Below are 17,576 nucleotides of genomic sequence, written 5' to 3' on the forward strand. Positions count from 1 at the left end.
CACAGCTTAGAGCGCGTCATGTTTTAACGGAAACACTCTGTGTTTTCGCTAAAACATGTGAACCCGCTCTACATCTTACAATAAGAGCAGATTCACCGGTACGACGGATCGCCGAGGGCGATTCCATCTAAACCGGACCTGCTCTGGAGCGGGAAAACACCCGGTCAGTCGGACACAACCACCAGATCGAGCGGCCGGCTGATGCCGTCGACCTCAACTTCGGGCAGGGTTCGCTTTTCAAGGGCCGGCACATAGCCCTGTTCCAGGGCCAGACGGTAGGTTTCCGCGTCGGCAACGATGCGCGTGCCGGCCTGCTTGTTGTATTTCTCCAGCTTGGCGGAGAGGTTCACGGCATCGCCGATCACGGTGTACTCGAGCCGGGTTTCGTCGCCGACCGCTCCGAAGAGGATCTGGCCCGTGGCGACCGAACCGTTAATCTCGGGGCAGTACTCGCCCGCGGCGCCCCGTTCCGCGTGCCAGCGTTGGGCGGCGGCCCCCACATCGTCCAACGCCCGCATGGCATCGGCGGCAAAGGTCTGCGACGGCCTGGAGGCGCCGAAAGTCGCCATAATGCCATCGCCCATAAACTTGTCGATACTGCCACCGTGTTTCTGGATCAGTGGCACCATGCGCTGCTGATATTCCGCCAGTACGCCCATCACAACGGAAGGTTCCGCCTGGCTGGCCATGCGGGTGAAGCCGCGCATGTCCAGATTGACGATCGCCGCCTGACGCATCTCGCCGGTGCCTGCGGCCACGCCTTGATCCGTGGCCGTGATCTTGGCGGCAATCTCGGGTGCGAAAAAGCGGGAGAGTTCCTTGGCCGCCAGTCCCTCGCTGACCGAGCGGACCAGAAGCGCCCGTCCCCGGCGCAGGGCCACCGCCAGAATCACCGAAACCAGCAGGATGGAGATGATCTTGTCGAACTCCGCGCCCAGGAGGATGGTGTTCGAGGTCATGTACTGCACATAGTCGCGGGTGATCATGGTGTCGGTCGGATCGACTTCGATCACATAAAGAATCAGGATTCCCCAGCCGGCCGCGGCCACCAGCCCGGCCAGCAGCACGAAGCGTGCCTCGAAGCGCAGGGCACGCAGGGCAATAAAGATGAAGACATAGAGCAGGGTCGGCGCCTTGAGATAGAAGGACGCGGGCTGCTCATATTGCAGATGGAAGCTCCAGATCAACACCATCAGCAGGGTCATATCGAAAAAGACCGAGACGGCGAGCGACCAGGATGGCAGACGCGCCCTGTGGGCCCAGACGATACGAATGATGGTCAGCAGAAGATAGATCGACAGAGCCCAGGGGACGGGTGCGAACTCCGCGTCCTCGGCAAAGACCTTGGGGGACAGGAAGTAAAGCATGCCGAAAACCAGCACGACGGAGAGCTGCACCCAGCCGATCAGGCGCTCGGTCGCGTCTTCCTGATCGCGAATAGCCTGACTGACCCTCTCGGGTAGCTCCGGTTCACCGGATTTACGCAGCCATTGGGTAATTCTCAAGTGATCCGCCTGTTCCGCCCGGCTCCAATCGGCTCGAAGCCAAGAGCTGTTTCATGGCCTAAAAATGCCGCATCGAGCGTCGCACTGTCTCAGAAGTATGACAAATAAACACTTTCAAGGTCGTTACATGCCAGGAAGGCAGTTTAAGACTCGTTCCTCTATCCTGAAGTATAACTCCGGCACCCGATCACTGGGCGTCAGTTTGTCGTGATTTTGCGTGACCGCCGGATTTTCGGCCAGGTTGTCACCAAGCGCTTCAGCCCACAGCGTCGCAGGTCTTGCGCAACCAGAAGGCCGACTCAATCGCTTCGGTGGGCATTTCCAGGCCACCTGCGGCAGAAGCGGCCACCTCCTCCGCCATCCGGCTGACGGCAAAGTGACAGGCGAAAACCGCTTCCCAGCCGCCGGACCCCAGCAACGGAAGCACCCCGAGCTGTTCGTTGTATCCCCGCCAATCCCAGGCGGCCGGATAGTCGTCAGGCAGAAAGACGTCGTGGATCTGAACCAGCACCCCGGCGGGCAGCGCCGGCAGAACCTGACCGAACAGCACGTCCACATCGCTGCCGGGCATGAGGATGTGGCTGGAATCGATCATCAGAAAATCGCCTGCTTCGAGTTGTTCGAAGAGCCCGGTCCCGGCCTCATGCAGGGTTTTGCGGACCAGGTTCACCGGCAGGCTGCCCAGATCCGCCCGTGGCGCCGGATCAATGGCCGTGACCTGCGTGTCGAGCCCGCCATCCGCGATGGCACGGGCGACGAAGCGTGTCGAGTGCCCTGATCCGACCTCAATGATGCGTTTGGGCGCATGCGCGCGCACCAGACAGTAAGCTGCCGCGGCGTCCAGACGCGGGAACCAGGACTGGTTCCAGCGCGGCTGCGGCGGCGGATCTGCGCCGATCCGCGCAAAGTCATCCGCGTAGGGCGCCATTGAAGCAAGGAACTCGGCAAAAACCGGGCGGGACTGCTCCAGGAGGCGCTCGATAGCGGCATAGGACGCCCGCTCTCCCGCGTCGGGCAGGCTTTCGGCATAGCGATAGGGAATGAAAAAGCCGCGCCGGGCTATGTTGAAGAGCGTCATCAGCCCGAACCAAAGACGCCGGCGGCGAATCCGGCCGGAAAGCTTTGGTTTTGCTGAGTCTTGAAGAGCGCTCTGTGGTCCCGGGGAAGGTGACGGTTTGGGACCAGGGGCCGAAGCTGTCTGAGGTGTCACGGATGCAGGACCATGCCTTCCTGGGCCACGACGGACCCCGGACGGGCCTCCTCCGCCTCCTTCGCAACCAGATCCATGAAGTTGTCATCATGGGCCGGATCATGGTGGAAGATCACCAGCTGCCGGACGGCGGCCGCGTTGCAAAGCCGCATACCCTCCTGCCAGGTCGAATGCCCCCAGGTCTTGAAGCGGGGAAACTCCTCGTCCGTATAGCTGCAGTCGTAGATCATGATATCGGCCCCCTCGATCAGCTCCAGGATATTGCGATCAAGCTGGCCCTCGGTGTGTTCGGTATCCGTCACGTAGCAGATGGATTTTCCGCCATATTCCACCCGGTAGCCGGTCGCGCCGTTGGGATGGTTCAAAGGCGCGGTCCGAATGCGCACCCCGGGCCGGGGCTCCAGGATGTCGCCGGAATAAAAATCGTGGAAGGTCACGTTTGCCGCGAAGATCTTGGGCGGTACGGGAAACAGCGGCGCACTCATGAACTGGCAGAGCACGTCATGCAGGCTGTGTTCCGGCTGCAGATGGCCGGCCCAGTAGCGGACGCGATTCCGCTTGTTGAAGTTGGGCTTGAAGAACGGCAGGCCGATGATGTGATCATGGTGGGTGTGGGTCAGGAAAATGTCGGCCTCGACCTCGGACATCCTGCAAAGGCTCTCACCGAACGGCCGCAAGCCCGTGCCGGCGTCGAAGATCAGCACATGTTCGCCGCAACGCACCTCCAGGCAGGAGGTATTGCCGCCATAACGCTTATGGGCCGGGCCGGGACAGGCAATCGAGCCGCGAACCCCCCAGAAGCGGACGTAAAAATCAGATTCTTCAGCCAAATCGACAGTCTTCCTTTCAGCCCTTAAACATATTTAGGCGAGAGAAAGACGCTTCCCAAGACAAATTTGGCAAAAATGTGGCGGGAGCGGCATTAATGCCCCAGCAAGACCGGATTTTGAGGGAGCGTGTCGATCAGGTCACTCGTTAGGGCACAAGTCTGTAGCCGCCCGGTTCCGTGACCAGGATCTCCGCGTTCGAAGGATCCGCCTCGATTTTCTGGCGCAGGCGATAGACGTGGGTTTCCAGGGTATGGGTGGTCACCCCGGCGTTGTAGCCCCAGACCTCGTTGAGCAGGACATCGCGGCCGACCACTTTGCTGCCGTTGCGGTAAAGGTACTTCAGGATCGAGGTTTCCTTCTCGGTCAGGCGCACCTTGCGTTGCGTCTCACCGTGGATCAGGACCTTTGCGCTCGGACGGAAGGTGTAGGGGCCGATCGTAAAGACCGCGTCCTCGCTCTGCTCATGCTGGCGCAGCTGCGCGCGCAAGCGTGCGAGCAACACCCCGAGGCGGAAAGGCTTGGTGACGTAATCGTTTGCGCCCGCGTCGAGCCCAAGGATGGTATCGGCATCGGACTCCGCGGCGGTCAGCATGATGACCGGCGATTTGACCCCGTTGCGGCGCAACAGACGGCAAACCTCCCGGCCGTCCATATCCGGCAGGCCCACGTCCAGCAGGATCGCGTCGAAGTGATCGTTCTTGGTAATGTCGATGGCCGCCGCACCGGTATCGACCTCGATGGTCTCAAACTCTTCGTGCAGGCGCAGCTGTTCGCCCAAGGACTGACGGAGTGGATCGTCGTCGTCCACCAGGAGAATCTTCTTACCGACTGCTGCCACCATGGATGACGCCCCTCTGTATTCTTTTCCCTGAGATACCACTGCAAGAGACCCTATTCAAGCAAGCGACTCAGGTATCTGCGGTAAATCAATGATCTTTATTCCGGATAGCGGCTTCATTTCAGTGGGTTCGGAAGTCAAAACTGCAAGAAGCCAAGGATTATCTCCTGTTGCATACTGGATGCTGCAGGGTAATTAGGGCCGCCGGCTTTCCCGTTTCAATAGTTACATCACGAAGAAGTCAGTTCCAGGAGTGCCAGATACAAGGGGTGGTCCCTTTCACCCAGCCGATCGGCCGCGGAAAAATGATTGTCTCCGGGCAGGTCAATGACCTGACAGGACAGGCCTTTTTGGCGCCAGGCCTCCACGTAAACGCCTTGCTGGCGAATGAACTCGGCGGTCTCATCCGAACCCACGGCGCAAATCAGAGGCGCGGCGGCGGCGGGCACATTCGTCAAGGGGCTGAAGCTCTCGACGACCCGCGGGGCGATCTGAAGCTCCTCCTGCTGAAAGCTCAGGGCCACGGGCGCAAGGTCATATACGCCCGAAACCGAGCAGCCGCCCTTGATCACCTCGGGTGACAGGTCGTAGGCCGCCGTCCAGGCCGGATTGACCGCCATGGCCGCCAGATGCCCGCCCGCGGAATGGCCGGCGACGTAAAGGCCGCTCGGATCCAGATCGTATTCCCCGGCCCGGCGGACCAGCCACGCCAATCCGCGATGGACCTGAGCGACCATCTCGCCGATATCGGCCTTGGGGGATAAATCATAGTTCAAGGAGGCAAACGCGATTCCGCGCTCCAGATAGGCCGGCGCGAGATAGCTGAAATCGCCCTTGTCCAGCGATTTCCAATAACCGCCGTGGATGAAGGCGAGCAGCGGCGTTTTCCCCGGTCGTTGCGCCCGCTCCTCGCCACCGGGCAAAAAAAGATCCAGCTTTTGGCCCGGCGTGTCCCCGTACGCGAGGTCGCTGTGACAATTGTACGTCTTTCTGACATGCAAAGAGTCCGCCGCCCATCGATCGAAGTAGCTTTGATGCTCGGGCCAGCGTCCCCGCAGATTCATTTCGCGGTCCAACTGGACCTGGTCGTACTCCAAAAAGACCTTCCCGCTCATGGCGCCCCTTTTCTCTTCACCCTTTGCGTTGCTTGCAAGACCCCTTGCAAAACCAAGGTCTTGCCATATCATTGTGGGTCCCGGCAGCGCTTGCTCCAGGGCCACCGGGCCCCATGTTAATGGCCAAAGACAAAGCGCGACAATCGATTAGCGAAAATCAACTGTCTCTTGACCTGACAGGCGGAGGGTGACATGACGCGGTAAAAGCGGATTGTTTCCTCTTATGTGAAGAAAACCGTGAAACAGGCCCCAGCGAACGAAGATGTCTGAATTGGTTGCCGAAAATGTCCCCATCGCTGCCAGCGCGCTGCAGTCCGTTGACCGGGCTATTGCCGACTTGCGCCGGGGGGCCTGCGTGCTTGTCTATACAGGTGACGGCTTTGCGGCGTTGGTGCAATCGGCCGAGACTCTGTGCGACGCAACCCTCTCGCAGCTGCGCAGCCTGACTGCGGAGTCCAGCGGTTCGATCGATACCACGCCGCGCCTGCTCTTGACCGCGCGGCGCGCAGCCGCGGTCGGTTTTGACGAAGCCCGAAGTCTGATTCCGGTCAGCGGGGTCTTTGCCCTGTCTCTTGACAGCGATGCCATCGAAGCGAGCACGATTCAGTCGCTCGCCGACCCGACGGACGAACCCGGTTATGATGTGGAGGTGCTCCGCCCGCGCGTCACCCCTGCCCCGGCCGCCCTGAGCGAAAGCGCAATCGATCTGACCAAGCTCGCACGGCTGCTTCCGGCGGCCATCATTGCCCAGGTCGCAATCGGCGCGGGTGCAGCAGCCAACAGCCAGACTCTTCCGGTCAAGGTGATCAGGGACTGGGCCGGCCGGCACGATCTTCTAAGCGTCTCGACGGAGGATATCGCTGACTACAGGCTGGGTGCCGCAAAGGCCCTAACCAAGGTTGCTGCCGCAAAGATTCCCCTGGACCACGCTGAAAACACACGCGTTGTGGCCTTTCGGCCCAACGACGGCGGCATCGAGCACCTGGCCTTGATTATCGGCGAACCCGACCCTTCAGCACCCGTGCTGGCCCGCATGCATTCGGAGTGTTTTACCGGCGATTTGCTGGGCAGTCTGCGCTGTGACTGCGGCGATCAACTGCGCGGTGCGATCCGAACCATGGGCGAGGTCGGATCAGGCATCCTGCTCTACCTCTCCCAGGAAGGCCGCGGAATTGGCCTGATCAACAAACTGCGCGCCTATGAACTGCAGGACCGGGGCGCCGATACCGCCGAAGCCAACGAACAACTGGGCTTTGACGCTGACGAGCGCATCTACCTGCCCGCGGCGGAGATGCTGCGCCAGCTTGGCTTTAAAAGAGTCCGGCTTTTGACCAATAATCCCCAGAAAGTCAGTGCACTGGCACGCTGCGGTATCTCCGTGGAGGAACGGGTCGCGCACCATTTTCCCTCGAACGGTCATAACCAGTTCTATCTGGAAACCAAGGCAGCGCGCTTTGGCCACTATCTGTAAGCCCTGACCACTTAAGCCTGCGCCAGACGCGGGTCATTCCTCAGCGAGGCCAAAAACCTGCCGCTGCACGGAAACACCACGCAGCGGATATGATCCGAGCAAGACAAGATCGCCACTCTTAGACCCGAGCTCTTCTGAAAAAGTTTCGGATATCAGAAGGTTGCGTCCGAGTTGGTCGCAGAGTCCCTCGATCCTGCTGGCCTCGTTCACCGCAGTGCCAATTACCGTGAAATCCAGCCGGTCGGCGGCACCTACGTTGCCATACATGACATCGCCCAAATGCAAAGCGATATCCAGCGGCATCGCGTATTCGCCTTGAGATTCGAGCCGGGCGTTGAGCTTCGCAACCTCGGTCAGCGCGCTGCGTGCCGCCTGCAACGCACTGGCGCAGACCTGATTTCTGGGTTGGCCATCCTCGAGGGTAAAGGTCGCGAGGAGCCCATCACCCAAAAACTTCAGGACCTGTCCGCCCCGCTGCTCAACCGGCTGCACAATACAGTCGAAGTAGGCGTTTAGCCGCTGGACGACCGTTTCTCTCGGCAAAAGGCCCGTGGTCGCCGTGAATCCGCGCAAATCAGCGATCAAAATCACCGCATCGATGCTCTCGACTGAACCACGGTTGAATTTTCCGCGCAGAACCTGATGTCCTGCATCCTTGCCGAGATAGGCCTCGACAATATTGACCGCTACCTCCTGAACAGAGGCCGACTTCAGCGCCAGGGCAAGGGACGGCAAGAGACCTTTAATCCAAGTCAATTCCTCATCGCTGAATCCGCCATCACAGTCAGTCGCGCAGGAGAAGAAAATGCCCTCCATGGTCTGAAAGTCCTGCTCGGCAGCAAAGAGAACCGTTGTGGCGGCGTAATCGGTGTAGCCTTGCGTCCGAAGCGCCTCAACCATGGGGAAAGTAACCTGTAAAGGACGCCCGTCCAACTGACAGCGCACATGCTTCGCGGCGCCGCTCACCAGGTAATGAATCGGGCTCTCGAGGAATGTCTGATCCCCCGCCTCCTGATGGAGATGGGCAATTTTGGAGAGACTGTCGCTCGCGGCGTCCCAGACCAAGCTATGCGCGCCATACTTTGGATGAAGCGTGCGCAAACTGACGCTCACACGGCACAGGGGATGTCCCGCAGCACGCAGGCGGCGGCAAAAACCAGCCGTGATCTCGTCGAGTGAAGCCCCGCGCAGACCTTGATCTATGATCCAGGCTCTGATGTCTTCCGAATACCGCGCCGTCAAAGCCAGCTCCAAACTTCAGCCAAAAGCTCACTTGATCACAGTTTTTAGCATTGAGCCGGCTGACCCGCATTGAATCTCTTTCCATGCAATCGGCGGAACCGCACATCATCGCTGCGTGTGTTTGGTCTCGATGGCCGCAGAACAGCGGCAAAATCTACCCGGCGGCTTCTGCCGCTAAGCGCGGTCCGGATTCTTCTTGCCAATTAAAACAGACACTTATTCCTGGTCCCATTTTTGCAAACCTCTTCTGCCAACGAACCAAAAACACTCTTTTTGCCGAGACCGATATGAACCTTGAGCGCGCCGATCCGTCTTACACGGCCTGGGATAATGCAATTGTCGCAAAGTCCAAAGGCCGGGCACCATCGACACCCGGACATACAGCAGGAGCCTCGTCGAGGAACCAAGAGACCCGCGCCAATAAAGAGGTTCACCATTCCGTCAAGGCATTCGACGGCGCACTCAGCCATGCAAACGCCCATGAACACGCCATCGATCCGTCGCAACGTGACCAGGACGACGAGTCCTTTGGTTTCTGGGACTTCATCGACATCATCAATCCGCTGCAACACATACCGGTTGTCTCATCGATCTACCGGGATCTGACTGGCGATACCATTTCCGCACCGGCGAGAATCGCCGGCGGCATGCTCTACGGCGGCCCTCTTGGCTTTGCTTCCGCGATCGGCAACGCAATCGTCGAGGAAACCTCGGGCAAGGACGTTGGCGAGATTGCCATGGCCATGATTTTCGATGAAGAGGCGGCCCCAGATAGCGGCGGCACAGCCGTCGCAGCGGCAGCTGCGCGCCCAGCAGGGCCGACAGACACACAAACCCAGCAAACACAGGCCCCTGCGGCACTCGCGGCACAGACAAGCGGCAGCCAGGTGCAGCGTGAAAATGCCGGCTCCGCCGCTGTTTCGCAGATGCAGGCAAATAACGCAGCCCTACAGGCCCTTCTCAAAGACATGGGGTTCGCCTCGGCCGCGGCATCGAACGCGCCTTCGCCGGGCGCAGCGGCACCAAAGGGCCTCAGCCAGCAGTCAGCGGATGTCGTATCAAGTGGTAAGGTCGCGCAGCTGGCATCTGCAGCCGCAGGTGCGGCATCGCCGGTCCCATCAGCTCCAGTTCGCGCAAACGTCCCGGAAAGCAACCCGGTGGCAATCCCCGTGACACAACGCCAGCCCGAACCTCCGGCAGAGCGGAAGAGCATTCCGATCGATCCCAGCCGGTACATTAACTCCCGCGCCTCGACCTCAGCGGCCGCCCAGGCCTCCAGCGCCGCCGCCACGAGTGCCGTCGTCAACGAAGCAGCAAGTGTGACTGCAAACAGGCTTCAGGCGGGCGCGCGTGAAATCGCAGGGGATAGCCAGACCGCAGATACTAGCCGGCGCAAGGAAAGTGAACGTGCCACTATTCAATCAAGCTTTGCCGATCGTATGCTCGAAGGGCTTGATCGCTATCAATCGATGACCCAGCAACGCAGTGCTCTTCCGGACGTAGCCCAGGGAAAAACACCCGGCGCGATCTAGACTCCCTCTCCCCGCACGCCCCGCGCAGGAAAGGCCCGTAAAGGAACCTGGGTAAGACAGGGTGAAGATCGGTGTCGGTTCGGGAAACCCGGCATTGAACCGGCGCCACGGCGTCGGATATAACCGCAACATGGATCTCCTCGTCGAACAAACCGCTGAGGGTTGGCGCGCCCGCTTCGGTCACCGGGAATGCCGCTGTGCTGTTGGCCGAAGTAACCTGATATCAGCGGAGCGAAAACAGGAAGGCGACGGTGCGACGCCGGTCGGGCGCTGGCGCATGCTCAGGGTTCTATACCGTCCGGACCGGATCCAGGACGTTCAAACCGCCCTGCCGCTCTCCGCCATCACCACCAATGACGGCTGGTGTGATGCGCCGGAAGATCCTAACTATAACCGGCAGGTTACCTTACCGTTTGAGGCAAGCCACGAGAAACTGTGGCGCGAAGACCAACTCTATGACGCTCTGGTGGTGTTGAACCACAACAGCGATCCGATCGTTCCTGGGCGTGGAAGCGCAATATTTCTTCATGTTGCTCGGGAGAATTTTGAAGCGACGGAAGGTTGTGTGGCGCTGCAACAGGACGATCTGCTGAAAATCTTGCGAGAAGTGGACCGGGATAGCGCCGTTGTAATTACCGCGCCCGAGACTTAGCGCGTCCCGCAGGCTCGCCGTCGGCCTCTTTCAGGCGGGCGCCTTGCGTTTCCCAAAAATTGCCGATCCGACGCGCACAACTGTTGCACCGAGCCGAACAGCTTGCTCGTAATCCGCGCTCATACCCATCGAAAGCTGCGTAAGTCCTAACCTCCGCGCGAGCTCGTTCAAAAACGCAAAATGGAGGGCGGGATTCTCATCGACGGGCGGGATACACATCAAACCGACGACTGGAAGGGCAAGCTCATCGCGCGCCAAAGCAACAAACTCGGCAAGATCAGCAGGTGCAATTCCGGCCTTCTGTTCCTCTTCGCCGGTGTTGACCTGGATGAAACAGTCGGGTCGGCGGCCACTGCGTTCCATTTCGCGCGCCAGTGCCCGCGCGAGCTTGGGGCGGTCCAGTGTTTGAATTACGTCGAAGAGCGCAACCGCGTCCTTCGCCTTGTTGGTCTGCAAGGGCCCGATCAGGTGTAGTTCGATGTCCGACCAGGTATCCTTCAATCCGGGGAACTTTGCCTGCGCTTCTTGCACCCGGTTTTCGCCAAAGACCCGGTGTCCTGCATTCAGAGCCGATTGGATCTGCTCCACACCATAGGTCTTACTGACCGCCACAAGTTTGACGTCCCCCGGCTGTCGCCTGGAGTCTTGAGCGGCCTGGGAGATTGCTTGCTCCACGTCCGTAAGCGTATCAGCGATAGAGTTGGTCATAGCCGGATTCATGGATGGTCAACTTGGTTGTAATTGATGTATTTGAGGACTGGCAAAGGCTGCATTCTAAGCTCAACGGTCTCCAGTATACCAAGCCCAATTGTTATCAGACTTTGGGTATGACATCAGTCATTACCGCCAACTGATAAGAAGAAAAAGCGCCCCACGGCGGCACGCTCCGAAATGCACAAGGCGCGGATCGCTGTAGCCTTTGGCGGCACGCCAGATGAGCCGAGCCGTCCCAGTTTTTCGCTCTTTGCGACGTAACGCTTTGGCTGGTTCTTGACCTACAGGGTCAGTTGCCCTGAACCATCGAGATATCGAAACCGCTGTAGTACGGCCCGGTGATCCTCGATAACACTCTCAACTTCGGCCTCAGTGAAACACGCCAAACCATCTCCGACACGGCCTCCGCGGAAAAAACGATCTGCGTTTCTTGCCCGTTCGACAAACCCGTCTTCAGATTCCTGACTTGCCAGCTCATCGAAAGAGCTGAAACGGATCGCCCGGCGAAGCCGCTCTTCATCAACTTTCATGCCGAGGTGCTGAACTGCCTTTGCAAACTCAATTTCAGGGCGCTGCTTCATATCCTCGTAGCGCAGCACCAAGGGGGAGAGTTGCTCGTCATCAACCCAACTTCGGACGTGATCGCACCAGCGCCCCAGATACTGCGGCACCGTCGTCTTCCCATCTCCTCTTGTATTGTGACGCTTACTACTCAGGAGCTTAAGCGTTTCAGACGGCTGAAGCCCACAATGATGGGCATAAGATACGGCCACATCAAAGGGGTTGCGCAGAATGTAAATGGATGCCTTGGTCACATCGAGAGTGACGGTCGAAATCTCCTGGAGATTCAGGACAGCTTGATGGGTTTTGACCAGCATGACATCGGCCTTTTGGCTGGCAAGCGCCCTGTGCACTCTGGGCCTAAAGCTGTGTATCTCGATATCGCTGAGATCTCTCAATAGCTTCCCTGTGAGCTTTTCATAGGGCGATCCCATCATATCACTGAAGGTCAGCATATGGATCTTATTGATCGGAAAGGGTTCCTTGCTATTCATAATGTAATTGGCAAGGAACACCCGTAACCAGGTATTACCCGACTTGGGAAAAGAGGCTAACCAAACCAACTTTTTTACGGGTGGTTCAGACATGGTCAGATCCGGTGTTTCGCAAGCCGTCGCTTATCGACGAGAAGTCTCCAATCAAAGCGCCAACTCTCCGTGAGAATTCAGGTATCCGAACCGGGCCAATACCGTACGATGCTCATCAACGATCCTCGAGATCTGCTCAGAGGTGAATTGTTCGATACCATCCCCTATCCGTCCACCCCGGAAAAAACGATCTGCATTTTTTGAACGCTCAACAAAGCCTGAAACCTGTTCCTGCTTCGACAATTCCGTGAAAGAACTGAAGGAAATTGCTCGCTTCAGGCGCTCCTCGTCGACATCCAGCCCGAGGTGTTCAATCGCTCTTCCAAACTCGCTCTTTGGATCGCGTTTCATATCTTCATAGCGCATCACCAGGGGGGCGAGGACGGGATCGTCCACCCAACTGAGCACATGATCGCTCCAGCGCCCCAAGTATTGAGTTACGATCGATTTCTTGTCACCAGGCAGCTTGTGCCAAGGGCTGTTGAGGGCATCGATAATATCAACGGGATCCCTGTTATAATGGTGGGCATAAGAAACGGCCACATCCAGTGGATTTCGGATCACGTAAATCGACGCTTTCGTCAAATCTGCCGTAACCGTCCAGTCTCCGCCGCGCTGGAGCACCGCCTGATGGGTCTTGACCAGCATGATGTCGGCTTTTTGCCCCGCCAATGCGCGATGAACGCGCGGCCGGAGTCTGTCGATCGTTGCATCATCCAGCTCAGCCAACGGTTTTCGCGTGAGCTTTTCGTAGGGCGCACCGGTCATGTCGCCAAAGGTCAAAAGATGCGCTTTATTAATCGGAAAAGGCTCTGTTGCGTTCATCACATAGTTTGCGAGGAACAGTCTGAGCCAGGTGTTACCCGACTTTGGGAAGGATGCCAGCCAGACAAGGTTTCCCATCGCTCTCTACCCTAAATCCTCTCGTTTGCTGCAAACGCCGGCTTGCCGAAGCGTTCCCTCAGCCAAAAAAAGTGTTCGGCTTTGCAGTAGAACGTAATTGTTCAGGATAAACACAGCTAAACGCTCAAGACCACGATACCCGGCAGATGTCAGTCTGTCGGCGTCAAAATAGCAAGCTACGAAAAAAAAAAACCGCCGGTCAGACGACGACAGCGGAGCAAAGAAAAAGGGGAGCGGAAAACCGCTCCCCCAAATCTGTCAGGTAGAAACTCTTAGAAGTTGAGTTTCAGACCGGTAACGACCCAGTAACCGTCGTTGCTGCCGTCGCCGTCAGCATCGGTGTCGTCGTCAAATTCGCTCCAACCGATGGAACCGATCATCTTGATGCCTGGGCCAAGCGCGTAGCTCGCAGCCACTTCAGCGGACTGCAGCTCTTCGTCACCGCTTCCGCCACCGCCGTCAGCTTCACCGTTGAAGTAAGTTACCGAGACGCCCCAAGGGCCGGTGCCGTAAGACGCGCCAATGTCGAAGGACTGGCCTTCGTCCGCGCCGGCTTCTTCCTGCTGAGCGTAAGAACCACCAACCGTGAAGCCAGCGAAACCAATGTTCAAGCCTGCACCAAAGATAGACGGATCGTCGCCACCGGTTGCATCGTTGCTTGCGATGCCGTAGCGGCCGGAAGCAGCAATGTCAAAGCCACCGAAGCTCTCGGTGAAGTTGACACCAAGGTCAATGCCGTCATGGTAAGAAGCATTTTCACTTGGCTGCGTGTTGTCGTCTTCACCCGCGTCAGGGGTGTAGGAGATACCACCCTGCAGGCCGGAGAAGCGCGGCGTGAAGTAGGTAAGACGATTTGCGTCATTTACCCGATCATTTTCCAGCGAAGTCGAGCCGAGAACGCCCCGGAACTGACCAGCTTCAGAATCGAATGGTACCCAGTCGCCCTGGTCACCGGAGTTGATGCCGATACCGACGTTCGGAGCAGCAACGCTCATGATGTAACCAGCAGAGTTCTCGGAACCCATCAGCACGCGACCGAAATCACCTTCGACGAAGAGATAGGATTCGTCGATCTGGTCGTCGGAGGTGTTGCCCTCAAGCTGCACGTTCACACCGAACTGGATGCCGTTGTCGAGAGTGGTCGAACCGGAAAAGATGATTTCCGAATCGGACTTCTGGTCGAAATGGTCTGGATCGGTATTCGAGACAGAGTCGCCGTCACTGTCTAAACCTTCGAAACCATCAGACGAACCATAACCGAAATACTGCTCCATGAAGCCGGAGACACCCAGCTGAATGGGCTCTTCAGCGTACACTGCAGGAGCTGCCATCATGCTGGCAGCAACCAGTGCAGTGCTTCCAAGAAGGATCTTTTTCATAGAAAGTTAACCCCTAATTTGAGTTACCAATTTGGTAAACGTAATTTTGCCTTGCTGAGGTTATGATCCTTATTCCGATACCCGACCTGAGGAAAAAACACCAAGCCAATGAATCAAAGGGTCAAAACCACAACAACGACCTCCACCAACCGGCGAAGACGAGCGGAGATTAGTTGAAACGGTTAATTGGTCAACTCGAACTCGCACTCCGACGTGACATTTTCGCAATGCTGTGGCGGAATTGCCACAGGCGAATTTTGCATTGAGCCGGCCGCAACGAGAGACTTAATGACGAAATATGGCTTAGAACATGGCTTTTCTACCGCCGACAGGGCGTTGAACAACGCTGTTGCAAAGAAGCACTGCGTCAGATGGCACAAACATCACTGAACCGCAAAAACCGGAAAAGGAGCAGCAAGAGCCGCCCCTTTTCAATCTCATTCCAACGCCGCTTGCTGACGTGAATACATCAGCTGCAATGCGATCGGCGCCACACGTAACGCGTGGCCCGTGCTGCTCAGGCCCAGTCTATGGTCCGCACAGGCTGACTTGGCTTAGAACGAGAGCTTGATGCCGGTAACGACCCAGTAACCGTCGTTGCTGTCATCGTCCGCCCCGGACTCGTCGTCCTCAAAGTCATTGTATCCGACAGAACCGATGACCTTGATGCCTGGGCCAAGCGCGTAACTGGCCGCAGCTTCAATGGTCTGCAGTTCTTCATCGCCGCTCGCCGTTGAACCCTCTGCTTCACCATAGAAGTAAGAAAGCGAAACACCCCAGGGACCGGTCTCGTAAGACACACCCGCGTCCCAGGCCTGGCCTTCATTCTCGCCGGCTTCGTCCTGCTGGCCGTACGAACCGCCGACCGTGAAACCAGCGTACCCGACCGCAAACCCGGCACCGAACACCTCCGGATCGTCACCGCCCGCCGCATCGTTGCTGGCGATGCCGTAACGGCCGAAAGCCTCAACATCGAACCCACCGAAACTCTCTACGAAGTTTATGCCAACATCGATGCCGTCATGGAACTCGGCGTTTTCACTCGGCTGGTCGTTGTCGTCTTCCTCGGCGTCGGGTGTGTAGGAAATACCGCCCTGAAAACCGGAGAAACGCGGCGTGAAGTAGGTCAAGCGGTTGGCGTCGTTCACCGCGGCGTTTTCGAGGGTTGTCGCCCCGAGTGTCCCGCGGGCGGCAAGGTTGGCGTCGGACTCGACCGGCACCCAGTCACCCTGGTCGCCGGAGTTAATTCCGATACCCACATTCGGCGCTTCCATGGACATCAGATATCCAGCCGAGTTCTCGGAACCCAGCAGGACCCGGCCGAAGTCCCCTTCGATGAAAGCGTAGGATTCATCGATCTGGTCATCGTTGGTATTGCCCTCAAGCTGGACATTCACACCGAACTGAATGCCGTTGTCCAGCGTGGTTGAACCGGAAAAGATGATCTCGGAATCCGACTTTTGATCGAAGTGATCGCGGTCATCAATATCGGAGGAGCCGTACCCGAAGTACTGCTCCATGAAACCACCGACACCCAACTGGATGGGTTCCTCCGCCTGCACTGCGGGTGCAACCAGCACACCGGCAGCGACAAGCGCTGAACAGCCAAGAAGTCTGTTTTTCATAAATCTACCCCTAGATCGAGTTACCGCAAGATTGCGTAACGTGCTCTGATAAGTGGAAATTCCCGCTCAAGCCCGTGCGCGCAAGCCAAAGAAATAGGTCTACGCCAACGACATGCAGAAGGAATTCCGGCAATCGCGATCTGTGATTGCCATCCTCACCGCCACGTTAATCCCTCACGCTCGTTGACAATCAATCAACTCAGTGTGAAGTCAATCACTTACGTGTGACATCGTGCGCAGGAATCAAGCATAAATTTGAAAAAAGGCGAACTGCTGCTGACGGCGGAATTCGAATCGCGTTCGCCCTTCGATCTTGCGCTTCAGGCTGTCGCTCCCGGCATCCGTTATACGGGAGTCATTGCAAGTTAGCCCCAGATCCGCTTGAGAGGTCTAAGCCGCGGTCATGAAGCCCCACGCAAGAGAAGGAAGGCCGTACACCCGGCACTACCCTAGTGTGATGTTTCTGAAGTTCGCCGCATAATATGCGGCGGATTTTAGAGACTGAATCACACTAGATTCAATGAGGTAGTGTCCCGTTGAATCTGAAATTCAATGAAGTGAATTTCAGATTCGGGATACTAGCGCCGTCATTTCCGGCAGCCAGTCCTTCGCACTCATCGTCGAATCCATTGCAGCCGAGCGGGTCCATCGCTCTTGCTATCCGCTCCTGAGGCGCAGCTCGCGCAAGCCTTCGCAAGCGAGCTTTCTTGACCTTCCATGATCGCCGTGGTTTAAACGATTCGGTAATCTGACAAGCACGAATTCAGTAGAAGGACTCGAGGAAAAGTCATGCTCAAAGCAACTCAGGCGCCCTCCGGCTCTCGGATACTTGCGGCAGTTGCAGCAGGTCTTTTTCTGCTGTCTACGGCGGCCTGCCAATATGCCGACCCCGACACGGTCTACCCTCGCAGCAGGGGCGACAAGGGTGGCGGAACCTATGAAACGAGGGAAAGTATTTTCGGCGGAGGCGGGTTGCAGCTTTTTGGAAACTCCGACGAGAATCCTGCCCAGTCGGGCGGCAGCGGAATCGGCGTGAACAGCTTCCTGTGGCGTGCGTCCTTGGATACGATTTCGTTCATGCCCCTGTCTTCTGCGGACCCCTTTGGTGGCGTCATCATAACCGATTGGTACTCGCCACCGGAGACCAGGGCGGAGCGTGTTAAACTGAATGTCTATATCTTGGGCCGCGATCTGCGCGCCGACGGTATTCGCGCGGCGGTGTTCCGGCAGGTTCAGAATGGTAGCGGGGCCTGGGTAGATGCGGACGTGCGTGCGGAAACCTCTGCGGATCTAGAGAACGCGATCCTTACCCGGGCGCGCCAGCTCCGCATCGCCTCCGTTCAGTAACAGCGCTTGGCCAATAACCGCCCATGGCAGAACCCGGCGCAGTTCACCCGACAAGCCGGTCGAAT

General features: G+C 57.8%; 15 protein-coding genes. 4 read left to right on the forward strand and 11 right to left on the reverse strand.

Annotated features, from left to right (window positions below):
* Nucleotides 1-164: 164 nt before the first annotated feature.
* The 5 genes from FKG95_RS14000 to FKG95_RS14020 all read right to left on the reverse strand — a co-directional run bounded on the left by FKG95_RS14000 (nt 165) and on the right by FKG95_RS14020 (nt 5,498).
* Nucleotides 165-1,505 carry an adenylate/guanylate cyclase domain-containing protein gene (locus tag FKG95_RS14000; RefSeq protein ID WP_218940193.1) on the reverse strand — a complete coding sequence of 447 codons (1,341 nt, stop codon included), beginning with the start codon at nt 1,503-1,505 and terminating at the stop codon, nt 165-167.
* A 256-nt stretch (nt 1,506-1,761) separates the two neighbouring features.
* Nucleotides 1,762-2,583, reverse strand: a complete 822-nt coding sequence (locus tag FKG95_RS14005; RefSeq protein ID WP_142896988.1) for a class I SAM-dependent methyltransferase — start codon at nt 2,581-2,583, stop codon at nt 1,762-1,764.
* Nucleotides 2,584-2,711: 128 nt separating this feature from the next.
* Nucleotides 2,712-3,545 carry an MBL fold metallo-hydrolase gene (locus FKG95_RS14010; RefSeq protein WP_142896989.1) on the reverse strand — a complete coding sequence of 278 codons (834 nt, stop codon included), beginning with the start codon at nt 3,543-3,545 and terminating at the stop codon, nt 2,712-2,714.
* A gap of 145 nt (nt 3,546-3,690) precedes the next feature.
* Nucleotides 3,691-4,386: a response regulator transcription factor gene (locus FKG95_RS14015; RefSeq protein WP_142896990.1), complete on the reverse strand. Its 696-nt coding sequence runs from the start codon at nt 4,384-4,386 to the stop codon at nt 3,691-3,693.
* A gap of 227 nt (nt 4,387-4,613) precedes the next feature.
* Nucleotides 4,614-5,498, reverse strand: a complete 885-nt coding sequence (locus FKG95_RS14020; protein ID WP_179954093.1) for an alpha/beta hydrolase — start codon at nt 5,496-5,498, stop codon at nt 4,614-4,616.
* 262 nt (nt 5,499-5,760) lie between these two features.
* Here FKG95_RS14020 and ribA point away from each other — a divergent pair, with 262 nt between their 5' ends.
* Entirely contained in the window at nt 5,761-6,969 is a 1,209-nt protein-coding gene (gene ribA, locus FKG95_RS14025) for a GTP cyclohydrolase II (RefSeq protein WP_142896992.1), read from the forward strand.
* A 33-nt stretch (nt 6,970-7,002) separates the two neighbouring features.
* Here the strand turns inward: ribA and FKG95_RS14030 are convergent, their stop codons facing one another.
* Nucleotides 7,003-8,211 carry an adenylate/guanylate cyclase domain-containing protein gene (locus FKG95_RS14030; RefSeq protein ID WP_142896993.1) on the reverse strand — a complete coding sequence of 403 codons (1,209 nt, stop codon included), beginning with the start codon at nt 8,209-8,211 and terminating at the stop codon, nt 7,003-7,005.
* 287 nt (nt 8,212-8,498) lie between these two features.
* Here FKG95_RS14030 and FKG95_RS14035 point away from each other — a divergent pair, with 287 nt between their 5' ends.
* A complete protein-coding gene (locus FKG95_RS14035; protein WP_142896994.1) occupies nt 8,499-9,743 on the forward strand; it encodes a hypothetical protein in 1,245 nt (414 codons plus the stop codon).
* A 61-nt stretch (nt 9,744-9,804) separates the two neighbouring features.
* Nucleotides 9,805-10,395, forward strand: a complete 591-nt coding sequence (locus FKG95_RS14040) for a L,D-transpeptidase family protein (RefSeq protein WP_246116775.1) — start codon at nt 9,805-9,807, stop codon at nt 10,393-10,395.
* Nucleotides 10,396-10,425: 30 nt separating this feature from the next.
* Here FKG95_RS14040 and FKG95_RS14045 read toward each other — a convergent pair whose 3' ends face one another.
* The 5 genes from FKG95_RS14045 to FKG95_RS14065 form a co-directional block, all read right to left on the reverse strand.
* Nucleotides 10,426-11,103 carry a YggS family pyridoxal phosphate-dependent enzyme gene (locus FKG95_RS14045; RefSeq protein ID WP_246116776.1) on the reverse strand — a complete coding sequence of 226 codons (678 nt, stop codon included), beginning with the start codon at nt 11,101-11,103 and terminating at the stop codon, nt 10,426-10,428.
* A 287-nt stretch (nt 11,104-11,390) separates the two neighbouring features.
* Complete coding sequence (locus tag FKG95_RS14050) at nt 11,391-12,257, reverse strand: sulfotransferase domain-containing protein (protein WP_142896996.1); 867 nt, start codon at nt 12,255-12,257, stop codon at nt 11,391-11,393.
* A gap of 51 nt (nt 12,258-12,308) precedes the next feature.
* The gene (locus FKG95_RS14055; RefSeq protein ID WP_142896997.1) at nt 12,309-13,160 is read right to left on the reverse strand and encodes a sulfotransferase domain-containing protein; all 852 of its coding nucleotides are present in this window, start codon (nt 13,158-13,160) and stop codon (nt 12,309-12,311) included.
* A 272-nt stretch (nt 13,161-13,432) separates the two neighbouring features.
* Entirely contained in the window at nt 13,433-14,539 is a 1,107-nt protein-coding gene (locus FKG95_RS14060) for a porin (protein WP_142896998.1), read from the reverse strand.
* A gap of 554 nt (nt 14,540-15,093) precedes the next feature.
* Nucleotides 15,094-16,164, reverse strand: a complete 1,071-nt coding sequence (locus FKG95_RS14065) for a porin (protein WP_142896999.1) — start codon at nt 16,162-16,164, stop codon at nt 15,094-15,096.
* A gap of 789 nt (nt 16,165-16,953) precedes the next feature.
* Here FKG95_RS14065 and FKG95_RS14070 point away from each other — a divergent pair.
* Nucleotides 16,954-17,511 (forward strand): DUF3576 domain-containing protein, encoded by a 558-nt coding sequence (locus FKG95_RS14070; RefSeq protein WP_142897000.1) that lies wholly within the window; start codon nt 16,954-16,956, stop codon nt 17,509-17,511.
* Nucleotides 17,512-17,576 lie beyond the last annotated feature (65 nt).

Source organism: Denitrobaculum tricleocarpae (assembly GCF_007004665.1).
In the GTDB taxonomy this organism is placed as follows: Bacteria; Pseudomonadota; Alphaproteobacteria; order Kiloniellales; family Kiloniellaceae; genus Denitrobaculum; species Denitrobaculum tricleocarpae.